Source organism: Methylacidimicrobium sp. AP8 (assembly GCF_903064525.1).
Lineage (GTDB): Bacteria > Verrucomicrobiota > Verrucomicrobiia > Methylacidiphilales > Methylacidiphilaceae > Methylacidimicrobium.
The window spans coordinates 1,290,088-1,302,327 of record NZ_LR797830.1 but is presented as its reverse complement, the minus strand read 5'-3'; the positions used below and the strand labels follow the sequence as shown (position 1 = coordinate 1,302,327).

Below are 12,240 nucleotides of genomic sequence, written 5' to 3'. Positions count from 1 at the left end.
GATTGCCTTTCTTTACGATCGAAGCGGACGGCTGGCAAGGTTAAATTCCGGCAATCCCGGACTTGTTTTCGCCCGGGGCGGGCCCGAACCGGTCCCGATCGAGACGACCGGCGGGCGGGAGAATCGAAGATGATCGCGTTGATTCAACGGGTACGCGAGGCGCGGGTGTTGGTAGCCGGGCGGCCGGTGGGCGCAATCGGAACGGGGATTCTCGGCCTGATCGCCGTCGAGCGCGGGGATGGGAAGGCCGCGGCCGAAAGGCTCCTGGAGCGGATGCTCGGCTACCGGATCTTTCCGGACGAGGCGGGGCGGATGGGCCGCTCTCTCCGCGAGGCCGGCGGCGGGCTGCTGCTGGTTCCTCAGTTCACGCTTGCGGCGGACACGCGAAAGGGGTGCCGCCCGAGCTTCTCGCCCGCCGCCGGCCCGGAGATCGGAAGGGAGCTCTTCGAGTATCTAGTCGATCGGGCGCGGGAGCGTCACGGAGAGGTCGCCAGCGGGATCTTCGGCGCCGACATGGACGTGGCGCTGGTCAACGCGGGGCCAGTCACCTTCTGGCTTCGGGCGGGAGGCGCTTCCGCGGACTGAGGGGGAGCTGGGGAATCCGAATTGTCCTTCGGCACCGGCTCGCCGATAATCGCCGCGTGAGCGTCCGGGTTTACGGGTGCAACCATGTCGCGATCGAGGTGGGAGAGCGAGAAGCCGCGATCGCCTTCTATCAGGATGTCTTCAGCCTGCGGCTGCTCGATCAAGGGGAGGGCGACGCGTTCTTCGCCCTGGGCGAGCACCAGTTCCTGGCTCTCTTCGTCGTTCCGGAGGTCCGGCCGGATCGGCAGCGCCACTTCGGAATTCTGGTCCGGGACGAGCGCCAGCTGGCGGAGGTGCGCGAGAAGATCACCCGGAAGTACGGGCTCTCGCTCATTCCGGGCTTCCGCTGCGATTTCCGGGACCCGTGGGGGAATCGGATCCAGGTCGTCGATCTTCATGACGAGTCGCTGGTCTGGCTATTGCCCTACCGGGAGGTGCAAAAGGAAGGGATCGTCTTCCGGACCGAGGAAAAAGAACCGGCCGGAGCCGCGGGCGGATCGCCCGCCTCTCCGGGCCTCCGGGCGGAGATCGCGCGCTTTGCGCTGACCGCCGACGCGGTTGTCCTCGGGCTCAACGGGGAAGAGCTCTCCGTGCTGCTGGTCGAGCGGAAAAATCCCCCCTATGCGGGCTGCTGGGCTCTCCCCGGAGGCTTCGTCGAGGCGGGAGAAGAGCCGCTTGCGGCGGCGGCTCGAGAACTCCGCGAGGAGGCGGGGCTGGCCGGTCTTGCGTTTTGGGAAGTAGGCGTTTTCGGGCGACCTGGGCGCGATCCGCGCGGGCCCGTCGTGAGCGTCGCTCATGCGGCCTGGGTCGAGCCCGGGTCGGTGCGCGCCGAGGCGGGAAGCGATGCGGCCGCGGTCCGCTGGTTTCCGGTCGCCGACCTCCCTGCTCTTGCCTTCGATCACCGGGAGATCATCCTGGCGGCTTGCCGCCGGCTGAAGGAGAAGCTGAGGTCTCCGGAGCCCGGGATCCGGACGGCCCCGGATCGAGATCTCCTGCTTCGGGCGTTGGGCCGGCTGGATGGTTAATCGCCATTTCTCACAAGCGTTCTCCTACGGCTTGCAAAACGGGCTCGTCTGCTTCGTTGGGGTGGGTTTTCCCTCCGCGCAGCATGCCTTCCTACAGCTTCGGGGGAAAACCTGCGCCCCGCCTTCGCGCCCAAGCCCATTTGCGGCGCCTCGGCTACGGAATTTAGAAACGGCGGTTAGGCCTTTCCTCCGAAGGAGACATAGTCGTCCAGATCGAGAAGATCGAACCAAGTGACGATGTCTTCCCGGAAGGGAGCGAGCTTGCGGGTTTTTTCGGCGAAGATCTCGTGCGATTCGGCATCTCCAGGGGCGCGGGCCTCCATGTAGGCGGACCAGGCGGCGATCTCCCAGGGAGCGCGCCGGCACGCGGCGTTTTCGGAGATCCACGCCAGCAGCTCGCCGTCTCCCTTCTCCTTCGCGATCTCGGCCAGAAGGGCATCCGCCGAAAGGCCCGCGAAGGCAAACCAGCGTTGGTCCAGAGGGCAGTTGTACCGATAGTCGCCCGCCTTGCCGGCAAGATGAGCCCGGCCTTTGTCGAGGAGGCGGGGGAGGCAGACGTACCCTCCCAACCGAACCCGCGGGCTGCGCGGCGGGCGCATGGTCAGATCGAGGACGGGGATGCTCATGGGCCGCAAAACAGACTGGTGCGGTTGCGTCTGCCGGCTATTTTATGGCGCAGACATCCGCGGAAAGGCAATCTCTTTGGCCGTGCTCGGGTCGATCGAGGTCGGCGCTCCGCCTTGCGCGGCCGGCTGAAAAAACAGGGCCTTGTGCTAATTCCTTTGCCAAAAGGAGGTGCTACGGACATACTCCCACCCAAAAAAAACGGCAGCTAGGGATGTCATTCTCTCCTACGGATCATCCAAGGGTCCTTCATCCGATGCACGTCCTTGCGGCCGAGCACGTCGGACGCCCTCGACCCTCTTTCCGCGGCAGGCGACGGGCTGTTGTTTCTTCCGTTCTCCTCCTTTTCGGGGCGGGACTCGATCTGCTCCCGCTTTCGGCTCGGGCCTGGGCGCTAAGCGGGAAGCAGACCGGTTTCCCTTCCTTCCCGGTCGCGGACCGGGTCCTGTCCGACGGCGCGGGCCTCCGAGACGTTGCGCTTCCCGCCGAGGAGTTGTCGGAAAGCCCTCTTCGCGAATCGGACATCGCCGGCGCTCGTCGCGAGCGGGACGGCGGCGATCGGGAACTTGCTTACTTCAAGCGGGCGATCGCGCTCGAAAAAGCGAACGAATGGAAGAGCCTGCTCGACCTCTCCCGCAAATGGAGCGAGGCCTATCCGAGCGAGGCGGCTGCTTGGTTTTTCCTCGGTCTCGCCGACGAGAAGCTGGGCAAGTATCACGAAGCGATCCGCGCCTACCGGGAAGCGATCCGAAGAAAGCAGGATTTTGCCAAGGCATGGTGTAACCTGGGAACCTGCTGTATGCGTATTTGGGGCGGTACGCGGAAGCGGCGGATGCCCTGAAGAAGGCCGTCCGGCAGCAGGAAGATTTCGGCAGAGCTTGGTCAGATTTGGGCGCGGTCTACGTAGAGCTCGGGCGCCATTCCGAAGCGGTTGCAGCCTTGGAAAAGGCGACGCGGCTCCGGCCCGACCTTCCGGAGGCGTGGTGCAATCTCGGGTGCGCCTACGGGGAATTGAAGCGATACGATGCGGCGATCGCGGCGTGCCGGACGGCCGTTCGACTCAAGCCCGACTATGTAGCAGCCTGGTATAATCTTGCGACCGTGTACAAGGAAGCGGGCCGCAAGGATAAAATGGCCGAGGCGAGCCGAAAGGTTCGCGAGCTGGATCCCGATGCGGGGAAAGAACTCGCCCGAAAGCTCGCGGCGCCTTAGGCGGCTAAGGCGCGGCTATCGCTTTTGTGGGAAACCCGAGCCGGCCCGGAGAGCGGGCGCTACGGGCGCTTCTTCGTTCCGTAGACCGTCTCCCGCAAGGTCTTCACACGGACCTTCCCTTTGGCCTTCGGCGGCGCCTCGCGCTCAACCGGTTCCGCCCCCATCGCCGGGAGGATCGAGAGCCGGTAGCCCTTGGTCGTCTTCAGAAGTGCCGCGCCTCGGCTCGCTGCGGGGCAGAAAAAGAAGAGAATCAGCGGGAGGGAAAGCGTCGGGATCTTGAAGGAGCAAATCCGTTTCATCGGCGGCGGCTTGCGTTGGAGAGAGGACGCTCTTCGAGGATTCCTGTCGGCATAAGCCTAGCGCTTGTAAGCCCAAAGGCAGGCGGAGAACAATGAGATTTCATCGGCAAGCGAGTTTTTCCGCAGCCGAGACCGGCGATCGGAGGAGCGTCCGCTCTTTTGCCATAGGCGCGGCGCCACCCGGCGCTCCGGATCCGCCGCTTTCCCCTTGACGAGGGACAAGGGATTTAGTTAAAAATTGCTAACCAAAGACCATTGCTTTTTGGTTTCCTACCAACTCCAACGCGGAAGACGGACAGGTATCTATGGCGGACACAGTCGCGGAACACCACGAGAAAGCGGCCATGCATCATGAGCGTGCAGCCGCCCATCACAAGAAGGCGGCGGAGCACCATCGCAAGGGAGAGCACGCCGAGTCCGGGCACCACGCGCACATCGCCCATGGGCATGCCCGACATGCCGAGCACCATGCCGAGGAGGCCGCGAAGGGCGAGGCGACGATGCACGACAAGGAGCCTTAAGGAAGGACTCCCGCGGTTTCCAACTCTCCGGAGGGGCGGCGCCGTCCCGTCCGGCATCGGTCGCCGGCGCTCCGCCGGAAAGGACGAGGATTCTCCTTCCGGCCCGATCGACCGGATACGCTCGCTCGGAGCCTTTGTTCCCGCGCCGAGCAGCGTTCCTTTTCCGCGCAGGCAAGGTCCGATAGGTCGGGCCGGCTCGCGTCTTCGAAGGGATCCGCCGAAGCCTTGAGGATCGCCCCGGTCGGCAGGTCTCACGGGCTTTCTCCTGCGGCCGGATTCTTAGGGGCTGCCAGCAGCTAAAAAATATATGGACACATAGCAAGTTTAATGGCAGTATGTCCGAGTGAAGTTGAGTGTCTGGGCCAAGCGGCAGGGCGTCTGCTACAAGACGGCTTGGCGGATGTGGAAGGAAGGGCGTTTGCCCGTCCCGGCCGAGCAGTTGCCGACCGGAACGGTGATCGTGCATGCGGAGCCCTCGCAACCCAATGGGGTCGCCCTTTACGCACGGGTATCCAGCTCCGATCAGAAAGCGGATCTGGACCGGCAATTGGCTCGGCTGACCGAGTTCGCGCTCAAGCAAACGGTTGCCGATCGTCAAGGCCGTCAAGGAGGTCGGCTCCGGAATGAACGGCCATCGGAAAGGCATGATCGGGCTCTTGCGTGATCCGAAGGTTGGCGTCATTCTGGTGGAGCATCGGGACCGGCTGATGCGCTTCGGCTTGGAGTACGTGGAAGCGGCTTCTGTACGCGCAGAGCCGATCGGTTCTAGTGGTCGATCCGGACGAGATGACCGACGATATCGTGCGCGACCTGCACGAGGTCATAGTTTCGATGTGTGCCAGGCTTTACGGGAAGCGATCCGCCCAGAACCGCGCCAAGAAGGCACTGGAAGCGATCCATGAGTAAGCTCCCGGTTGTCACCTACCAGACCCGTTTGCGGCTCACACCCGAGCAGTCGGCGTCGCTTGATGTCTATGCGGAACTCTACGGGCGGGCGCAGCGGACTCTTTTCGCCAAGATGCGGGCTGGCGCATCCATGAACGAGCTCAAGCGGTCGTTTCTGCGCCGGTTCGGCCTCACCGCCCGGCAGTTCAACGCCATTCGGGTCGAGCTCGAAGGCAAGATCGCCTCGATCCGGGAGAGGCGGCCCGAGTTGATCGAGGAGTTACAAGCACGAATCAAGAGAGGCCAGAAAGCAATCATCAGGCTTGAGAAGAAAGCGCCTGGATCGAACACCCTGCATCAGAAAAAGCGTCGGCTTGCCATCCTCCAGGCCAAACTCGCCTCTCTGAGCGCCGATCAGGAGTCCGGCCGGGTCCGGCTCTGCTTCGGTTCCCGACGCCTCTTCCGGAGGCAGTTTGCCCTGGAAGAGAACGGCTATGCGGACCATGCCGCATGGAAGAAGGATTGGCAGGCGGAGCGGAGCAGCCAGTTCTTTGTGCTCGGATCGAAGGACGAGACATCGGGCAACCAGTCCTGCCAAGCCACGGTCGCTCCGGACGGCAGCCTGCGGCTGCGGTTGCGGCTGCCGGACGGAACGGGGGAACCAAGCAAGCATCTGGTGATTGAGGGTGTTCGCTTCGCCTACGGCCAGGAAGCGATCCTCCAGACCCTCTCCGCCGGCCGGGTCGTGATCGCACAAACCAAGACGGTGAAGCTCGTCCGCAAGCGGGAGGGATCCGCCGTGAGCTACCGCTTCGTGCGGGATCGGAAAGGCTGGCGGGTGTTCGTGAGCGTCGAGGCGCAACCGGTTGCCCTGGTGACACGCCGCCTTGCCGGAGCGATCGGCGTTGACATTAACCCGGATCATCTTGCCTTGGCCGAAACGGATCGCTTCGGGAATCTCGTGGAAGTCCGCCGGATCGGATTGCATCTCTATGGGAAGAGCGAGGAGCAAGCGAAAGCCAGAATCGGCGATGCGTGCCGACAGATCGCCCGGGCCTGCGCCGAATCGGGCAAGCCGCTCGTGATCGAGCGATTGGATCTTCGCAAGCGGAGGGCCGAGCTGGAGGCGGTCGATCCCGTCCGGGCTCGCTCGCTCTCATCCTTCGCCTACGCCAAGACAATCGCGATGCTCAAGGCGGCTTCCTTTCGTGCCGGAGTCGAGGTGATCGAAGTCGACCCGGCCTACACTTCCGTGATTGGCGCGGTCAACCACGCGCGCCGTCATGGCATCGGTTCTCACCAGGGCGCGGCCTACGCCATCGCCCGGAGAGGATTGGGCCTATCCGAGCGCCCGTCCGTGCGGGAGGCCGTCGTGCCGACCCGCAATGGCGGCCACGTCACCTTCGCCCTACCCGCGAGGAATCGGACGAAGCATGTGTGGTCGTTCTGGTCGGACGTTCGGAAGGGGCTCAAAGCGGCGCATGCAGCGCATGCCCGGTCGGGAGGCAACCGCTTGCCTCCCGCGCCTCTGCTCCCGAAAGCGCGGGCATTGGGCGCTACCCGGACTTTGTCGGCGAAACCCCGGCACGCGAATCGTCGGCAACACTGTTCGGCCGACGTCGTGGACGATCTTCCCTGGTAGGGGAATGGTTGTCTATGGTTTTAGGAACGGCTTTCTGTCCCCGCCGGCATTCGATTACAATCCGAGCGATGGACGATCCTTCCTCCGCCCGTTTGGGCGGTCGACCGCGCGCGCATCTGCGGGAGGCGTCCGGATTTGCCCACGCGCCTCAGCCCATGACGGTCCACGGTCACGGCCACTCGCACGGGAGCATCGATCCGGCGATCGCTGCATCCGAACAGGGAGTCCGGGCGGTGCAATGGTCTTTTTGCGTGCTGCTGGTCACCGCCGCGGTGCAGTTCGGGATCGTCCTCCTCTCGGGCAGCGTAGCCCTCCTCGCCGATGCGATCCACAATATCGGGGACGCGGCGACCGCGCTTCCCCTCGTGGCCGCCTTCCGGCTGGCCCGGCGCAAGCCGACGCCGCGCTTCCCCTACGGGCTCGGCCGGGCGGAAGATCTGGCGGGCTTGGCGATTGTCGCCATCATCCTTTTGAGCGCGCTCGTTTCCGGCTACGAGGCGGCCCGGCGGCTCCTGCACCCTAAGCCGCTCGCGGGCGCCGGCTGGGTGGCCGCCGCCGGCGTGGCGGGTTTTCTCGGCAACGAGCTCGTCGCTCTCTACCGAATCCGTGTGGGGCGGCGGATCCAGAGCGCAGCCTTGATTGCGGACGGCTATCACGCCCGCACCGACGGGCTGACGAGCTTGGCTGTGGTGTTGGGCGCCATCGGTGCTGCGCTCGGATTTCCGGTTGCCGATCCGCTGATCGGCCTGGCGATCACCGCAGCCATCCTGGGCATCCTCTGGCAGGCGGCCGGCGTGGTGCTTTTGCGGATGCTCGACGGGGTCGAGCCGGAAGTGGTCGAGGCGATCCGCTACGCCGCCGACCATACCACGTCCGTGTGTCGGCTGCTTGACGTCCGGGCTCGCTGGATCGGCCATCGGCTGGCGGTCGAGCTCGACCTGGGGATGGACGGGAACCCCACTCTCCGGGAGGCCGAGCGGGTTTCCGCGGCCGTGGAGCGGGATCTGCGCGCCCATCTCCCGGCTCTCGGGTCCGCGAGGATCCGGGTCCGGCCGTGCGGCGACGGGTAGGGCGGCCCGCGAGGAAGGTCCCGGCAGCGGAAAAACCCTCTCGACAGGGCGGGCGGGAAGGCCGATTCTTGTCATGACACGGCGGACGCCCGTGCGTGTGCCCTGAAATGTGCTTCCTTGCGAAACCCGGGAAGGATGTTGTGCCCATGAATCATTTGCCTCCGACGGCGGGCCGGCGGCTCGTCCGGTTATCCGCATTATCCGCATTTCTTCTGCTGGGGAGCGCGACGATCCTTCCCGGAGAGGCGCCGAGCGCGCCGGAAACAGGATCGAAGGCCCTGCACGGGTATCACCACAGCTTTCACGACGTGGGGAAGTATGCCCGGCTCTTCGAGTCCAAGGAGAGAGACAAGTGGCAAAAGCCCGATCGGGTGATCGAGGCGCTCGCGCTCCGGCCCGGGGCATCCGTTGCGGATATCGGCGCCGGGACGGGCTATTTCACCCGGAGGTTTTCCCGGGCGGTCGGGGAGAGAGGGGTGGTTTACGCGATCGACTCCGAGCCCGCCATGGCCGACTACCTGCGCAAGGAAGTCGCGAAGAAAGGCCTCAAGAACGTAAGGGTCGAGCTGGTTCCGCCGGGCGACCCGGGCCTCAAGCCGCAATCGGTCGACCTGATCTTTTTCTGCGTCGTTCTCCACCACATCGACAACCGGATCGAATATCTCCGGAAGCTGGCGCCGGCTCTTCGTCCGGGGGGGAGAATCGCCCTGATCGACTTCAACCCGACCTCGCCCGTGGGACCGCCTCCGGCGCATCGGATCCTGGAGAAGGAAGCCGAGGATGAGTTCCGGCAAGCCGGCTACCGTCTTGTGGAGAAGCACGACTTCCTCCCGTATCAATACTTCCTCGAGTTTGTCCCCGAGCGGTAGGTAGGCTCTCCGAGAGGAGAATACGGCGAGGAAGGTCTCGACGGCTCCCGCGGAGATCGGAGGAAAGCTTCTTGCTTCCCGAGCGGTGTCGCGGCTCCGGCCGATGCTTCGCCCTATCCGCGCCGGCGCCGCCCGGTACCGCGGCCGAAGAAGCCGCTGATATCTACGCCGTAGGCGAAGAAGGCGATGGTTCCGGCGGTCAGGAAGCCTTGAATCCCGAGAAGCCAGAGCAGAATCTGGTTAAACCGCTCTTGTTCATACCCGAGAGCGTTATGGAAAATCCATGCGGCCAAGATCATCGTGGAGGTGACGGCGATGAGGAACCATTGATAGAGGCGGCCGCTTCGCAGGCGTCGCTCGATCGCCTCGGGGCTCGGCCGTTGCGCTTCGGCCGAAAGCCGCTCTTCGAGCCGCGACCGGAGCTTGCGCAGCAGGAGCCAGCCCGCTCCGGCGGCAAGCGCCCAGACGGCATTCCGCCACGGGAGAATCTGCGGTAGGGCATCCAGAGGTGCGTGACCCAGCGAAAGCCAGAGGGAAGCTCCGAACGGGAAGGCCGATGCGGTCGCGATCACAAGCAGAATCCAGCCGCCGAGAGCCATCAGGGCGGCGGCCGCTTTCACGCCGTTGCTCATCTTCCTTCTTGCAACCTTGCACACCCGCTCCTCTTTCTGCAAATCCGATCCGCCGGTTTCCCCCGCCATGGAATTCTTGTCTTGGGGATCTGGGAAGTGCTGGTATGCTGCTCGTAATGGTCAGTAATCCAAAATGGCCGTATTCCGACGGAGACGGAAACGAGACGAACTTTCGCCCCGTCTTGATTCTTATCCTTCTGATACTCTTCGTCATGGTCCTCACGTTCGGGTTTGTTCTGACGAATCGGTTCGGCGTCTTTTCCGCCGGCGACTGGTAGCCGGCGGCCGCCTCTCCACCGACAGCCGGCAACTAACCCCCAAACGAGACGAAGAATGGGCCCCGCGGCGACCACCGGAGGTGTCAACCGGAGCGGAAATCAGATCATGCTTCGACCGGTGCTGGAGTCGGCGCAGGCCCTTTGCGAATCCGAGCATCTCGCACCGCTCGCGCAGCGCCGAGAAAAGCGCCTTCGCTGGATCTCCACTTCGCGCTCTCTGCATCCGAGAACGCAGCAGAGCAAGCGGCGGGGAGCGCGGGAGCGGCAACAAGCGGCGAGTCGGCTCCGGCGGCGCGTTTATCCCCAGCAGAGGGGAGGGACGGGCGCACCCTCGGTCCAGACATGAACCGAGAGGGAAGGGAGGCGGGCTTCCTCCAGCCGGCTCCGGACGGTCTCCTCCACCAGTTCCGGCCGGTTGCAGTCCGCACTGAGATGGCCGAGGATAATCTCTTGGAGGCCGTGGCGTGCGAGTTCCGTGGCGATCTCCGCCGCGCTCTGGTTGGAAAGATGGCCATGGCGCGAGAGGATCCGCTGCTTGACCGACCAGGGCCGCCGGGAATCGGCCTGCAAGAGCCCCGGATCATGATTGGCTTCCAAGAGGAGCGCCCGGCAGCGGCTCATCTTTTCCCAGACCAAGCGCGTGGCGTAGCCTAGGTCGGTCAAGACACCGATCGTTCCGGCGGGATGGTGAAAGAGAAAGCCGACGGGATCCGCCGCATCGTGCGGAACCGGGAAGCTCTCGATCTCCATCCCGCCCAAGTCGAGCCGGACGGCGGTTTCCATGCGCCGCCAGTCGATCTTCGCTTGCCACCCGAGGGCAAGCCAGGTCAATTCGTTGCAATACAACGGCAGGGAGTGGCGTTGCAGAAAAACGCGCAAACCGCGGGCATGATCGGCATGCTCGTGCGTCAAGAAGACCCCCGAAAGACTCGAAGGCTCGACTCCGGCCGCCCGGAGGCGCTCTTCCAGACGGCGGCTGCTGAGCCCGGCATCGACCAGCCAACGGCGACTCCCCGCTTCCAGCAGTGCCGCGTTTCCGCTGCTCCCGCTGGCGAGGATCGTGAGCCGAAGCATGCTTTCCGGTTATCGGAAAGACGGGCGGGACGCCAGCCCAATCGAAGCCGATCACTCGCACGCCGCCGACTAGCAGCCTGTCGGCCTTAGCGGCTATTTCTGACAAATTTCGTAGCCGAGGCGCCGCAAATGGGCTTGGGTGCGAGGCGGGCGCAGGTTTTTCACCGGAGCTGTATGAAGACATATTGCGAGGATGGAAAACCAAGCGGGAGCGAAGCAGACGAGCCCGTTTTGCAAGCCGTAGGAGAAAGCTTGTGAGAAATGGCCGCTAGGATCGAACGGTCTCGGGGAGATCAGATGTCTTCACGCGATTCTTAGGGTAACCCGTTGGCATAGAGCAAACAATCCGTTGCTGACCGAACTCCGGATCGGGTAGCATCGCCCCATGCGTCCGGCGCTCCTTGCATCGGTCCTCCTGCTCGCGGTCGCTTGCTCGGCGGTCGCCGAGCCGCCGATCCTGCCCGATCCCCAGCTGACCCCGGGGGATACCTTTCCGGTGAGCCGATCCGACGTTTGCACCCCGGGCTACGCCAAGAAGGTCCGGGATGTCCCGTGGGAGGAGAAACGCGAGGTGCTCCGCCGCTACGGAATTCCCCTGGCGGACCGGCGGGATTATGAGATCGATCATTTGATCCCGCTCTCGCTGGGTGGCTCCAACTCGATTCGGAATCTCTGGCCGCAGTCCCGGAAGACCCAGCCGTGGAATGCCCGGAAGAAAGACTTCTTGGAAGACCGGCTCCACAAGCTTGTCTGCTCCGGAAAGGTCGACTTGGCGGAAGCCCAGAAGGCGATCGCGACCGACTGGATCGAAGCCTACCGGAAATACATCGGCGAGGACGGCGGACGGCCGAAAAAGGAGGATAGGGCGGCCCGGTCATCGGCAACGCCACCCGGCAGAGGGGCCCGGGTCTGGGTGAACACGCGCTCCGGGACCTACTGGAAGGCCGGTTCCTCCTTTTACGGCAAGACCAAGCGCGGGCACTATATGACCGAGGAGGAGGCTAAGGCGAAGGGCTTCCATCCCGCCCATGGCACAGGCGAATAGCGCAACAGGCGAAGGAGAAAGGCGGCCATGGCCCTGAATCGGAAGCTTAGTCCGATCTTACGCGGGCGTCCGATCGTCAAATATGAAGCCCGCCCCGGACAGCTCTCCATCACGTTTGCGGATGGGTCGTGCTTGGTCGTGCGGCTGGCGGGGGAGGCACCGCCCTTCTCCGGAACCGGCACCGTCGAGAAGGTCCTCGAAGCGGGCGACCGCTTCTCCCTGGTCCTCGAATCCGGCTCCCGGCTGGAGCTTACTCTCGCAGAGCCGGGTGCGTCGGTTTCCCTCCGCGACGGACGGGGCCAGGTCGAATACCTCGGCTAAATCCGCCGGGATCGAGAATTGCTTTTGACAATTCTCTCGATCGAAGAAACGATTGTTTCCCGAACTGCGGGTGTAGTTCAGTGGTAGAACACGGGCTTCCCAAGCCTGTAGCGAGGGTTCGATTCCCTTCACCCGCTCACCGCGAGCCCGCCTCCGTA

Annotated in this window: 15 protein-coding genes, 1 tRNA gene and 1 pseudogene; 13 read left to right on the top strand and 4 right to left on the bottom strand. The window is 64.2% G+C overall.

The genetic code is table 11. From position 1 onward, the window contains the following. Positions 1–129 precede the first annotated feature (129 nt). Positions 130–585: a D-aminoacyl-tRNA deacylase gene (gene dtd, locus MTHMO_RS06060; protein WP_202213987.1), complete on the top strand. Its 456-nt coding sequence runs from the start codon at positions 130–132 to the stop codon at positions 583–585. 56 nt (positions 586–641) lie between these two features. Further along, positions 642–1,610 (top strand): NUDIX domain-containing protein, encoded by a 969-nt coding sequence (locus MTHMO_RS06055; protein WP_202213986.1) that lies wholly within the window; start codon positions 642–644, stop codon positions 1,608–1,610. 176 nt (positions 1,611–1,786) lie between these two features. Here MTHMO_RS06055 and MTHMO_RS06050 read toward each other — a convergent pair whose 3' ends face one another. Next, positions 1,787–2,236 (bottom strand): DUF5069 domain-containing protein, encoded by a 450-nt coding sequence (locus MTHMO_RS06050; protein ID WP_202213985.1) that lies wholly within the window; start codon positions 2,234–2,236, stop codon positions 1,787–1,789. A 254-nt stretch (positions 2,237–2,490) separates the two neighbouring features. Here MTHMO_RS06050 and MTHMO_RS06045 point away from each other — a divergent pair, with 254 nt between their 5' ends. After that, entirely contained in the window at positions 2,491–3,075 is a 585-nt protein-coding gene (locus MTHMO_RS06045) for a tetratricopeptide repeat protein (RefSeq protein WP_202213984.1), read from the top strand. Then, entirely contained in the window at positions 3,042–3,446 is a 405-nt protein-coding gene (locus tag MTHMO_RS06040; protein WP_202213983.1) for a tetratricopeptide repeat protein, read from the top strand. Before MTHMO_RS06045 ends, MTHMO_RS06040 begins: the two co-directional genes overlap by 34 nt. Before the next feature lie 59 nt (positions 3,447–3,505). Here MTHMO_RS06040 and MTHMO_RS06035 read toward each other — a convergent pair whose 3' ends face one another. Continuing rightward, positions 3,506–3,745 (bottom strand): hypothetical protein, encoded by a 240-nt coding sequence (locus MTHMO_RS06035; protein ID WP_237394800.1) that lies wholly within the window; start codon positions 3,743–3,745, stop codon positions 3,506–3,508. Between the two features lie 305 nt (positions 3,746–4,050). Between MTHMO_RS06035 and MTHMO_RS06030 the strand changes: the two genes are divergently transcribed. The 5 genes and pseudogenes from MTHMO_RS06030 (at position 4,051) to MTHMO_RS06010 (ending at position 8,732) form a co-directional block, all read left to right on the top strand. Then, on the top strand, positions 4,051–4,266 hold the full coding sequence (locus MTHMO_RS06030) for a hypothetical protein (protein WP_202213982.1): 216 nt from the start codon (positions 4,051–4,053) through the stop codon (positions 4,264–4,266). A gap of 343 nt (positions 4,267–4,609) precedes the next feature. Then, positions 4,610–5,172: pseudogene (locus tag MTHMO_RS06025) on the top strand (IS607 family transposase). After that, a complete protein-coding gene (locus tag MTHMO_RS06020) occupies positions 5,165–6,793 on the top strand; it encodes an IS200/IS605 family accessory protein TnpB-related protein (protein WP_202213981.1) in 1,629 nt (542 codons plus the stop codon). The pseudogene MTHMO_RS06025 and the gene MTHMO_RS06020 overlap by 8 nt, the downstream one beginning before the upstream one ends. A gap of 68 nt (positions 6,794–6,861) precedes the next feature. Next, positions 6,862–7,863 (top strand): cation diffusion facilitator family transporter, encoded by a 1,002-nt coding sequence (locus tag MTHMO_RS06015; protein ID WP_202213980.1) that lies wholly within the window; start codon positions 6,862–6,864, stop codon positions 7,861–7,863. A 146-nt stretch (positions 7,864–8,009) separates the two neighbouring features. Beyond that, complete coding sequence (locus MTHMO_RS06010) at positions 8,010–8,732, top strand: class I SAM-dependent methyltransferase (protein ID WP_202213979.1); 723 nt, start codon at positions 8,010–8,012, stop codon at positions 8,730–8,732. 113 nt (positions 8,733–8,845) lie between these two features. Here MTHMO_RS06010 and MTHMO_RS06005 read toward each other — a convergent pair whose 3' ends face one another. Continuing rightward, a complete protein-coding gene (locus tag MTHMO_RS06005) occupies positions 8,846–9,364 on the bottom strand; it encodes a hypothetical protein (RefSeq protein ID WP_202213978.1) in 519 nt (172 codons plus the stop codon). A gap of 116 nt (positions 9,365–9,480) precedes the next feature. On the opposite strand from MTHMO_RS06005, the gene MTHMO_RS06000 reads away from it, so the two are divergent. Then, a complete protein-coding gene (locus MTHMO_RS06000; protein ID WP_202213977.1) occupies positions 9,481–9,642 on the top strand; it encodes a hypothetical protein in 162 nt (53 codons plus the stop codon). 297 nt (positions 9,643–9,939) lie between these two features. Here the strand turns inward: MTHMO_RS06000 and MTHMO_RS05995 are convergent, their stop codons facing one another. Next, positions 9,940–10,716, bottom strand: a complete 777-nt coding sequence (locus MTHMO_RS05995; RefSeq protein ID WP_202213976.1) for an MBL fold metallo-hydrolase — start codon at positions 10,714–10,716, stop codon at positions 9,940–9,942. 385 nt (positions 10,717–11,101) lie between these two features. On the opposite strand from MTHMO_RS05995, the gene MTHMO_RS05990 reads away from it, so the two are divergent. From MTHMO_RS05990 to MTHMO_RS05980, 3 genes are all read left to right on the top strand, one after another. Next, a complete protein-coding gene (locus MTHMO_RS05990; RefSeq protein WP_202213975.1) occupies positions 11,102–11,761 on the top strand; it encodes an HNH endonuclease domain-containing protein in 660 nt (219 codons plus the stop codon). A 27-nt stretch (positions 11,762–11,788) separates the two neighbouring features. After that, positions 11,789–12,082, top strand: coding sequence for a hypothetical protein (locus MTHMO_RS05985; RefSeq protein WP_202213974.1), 294 nt, complete (start codon positions 11,789–11,791; stop codon positions 12,080–12,082). Positions 12,083–12,148: 66 nt separating this feature from the next. Next, positions 12,149–12,219 (top strand) — tRNA-Gly (locus MTHMO_RS05980). Positions 12,220–12,240: the final 21 nt, after the last annotated feature.

Coding starts and splice junctions, on each gene's coding strand:
- dtd (WP_202213987.1), top strand. CDS start 130: ATGATCGCGTTGATTCAACGGGTACGCGAGGCGCGGGTGTTGGTAGCC.
- MTHMO_RS06050 (WP_202213985.1), bottom strand. CDS start 2,236: ATGAGCATCCCCGTCCTCGATCTGACCATGCGCCCGCCGCGCAGCCCG.
- MTHMO_RS06045 (WP_202213984.1), top strand. CDS start 2,491: ATGCACGTCCTTGCGGCCGAGCACGTCGGACGCCCTCGACCCTCTTTC.
- MTHMO_RS06035 (WP_237394800.1), bottom strand. CDS start 3,745: ATGAAACGGATTTGCTCCTTCAAGATCCCGACGCTTTCCCTCCCGCTG.
- MTHMO_RS06030 (WP_202213982.1), top strand. CDS start 4,051: ATGGCGGACACAGTCGCGGAACACCACGAGAAAGCGGCCATGCATCAT.
- MTHMO_RS06020 (WP_202213981.1), top strand. CDS start 5,165: ATGAGTAAGCTCCCGGTTGTCACCTACCAGACCCGTTTGCGGCTCACA.
- MTHMO_RS06015 (WP_202213980.1), top strand. CDS start 6,862: ATGGACGATCCTTCCTCCGCCCGTTTGGGCGGTCGACCGCGCGCGCAT.
- MTHMO_RS06010 (WP_202213979.1), top strand. CDS start 8,010: ATGAATCATTTGCCTCCGACGGCGGGCCGGCGGCTCGTCCGGTTATCC.
- MTHMO_RS06005 (WP_202213978.1), bottom strand. CDS start 9,364: ATGAGCAACGGCGTGAAAGCGGCCGCCGCCCTGATGGCTCTCGGCGGC.
- MTHMO_RS06000 (WP_202213977.1), top strand. CDS start 9,481: ATGGTCAGTAATCCAAAATGGCCGTATTCCGACGGAGACGGAAACGAG.
- MTHMO_RS05995 (WP_202213976.1), bottom strand. CDS start 10,716: ATGCTTCGGCTCACGATCCTCGCCAGCGGGAGCAGCGGAAACGCGGCA.
- MTHMO_RS05990 (WP_202213975.1), top strand. CDS start 11,102: ATGCGTCCGGCGCTCCTTGCATCGGTCCTCCTGCTCGCGGTCGCTTGC.
- MTHMO_RS05985 (WP_202213974.1), top strand. CDS start 11,789: ATGGCCCTGAATCGGAAGCTTAGTCCGATCTTACGCGGGCGTCCGATC.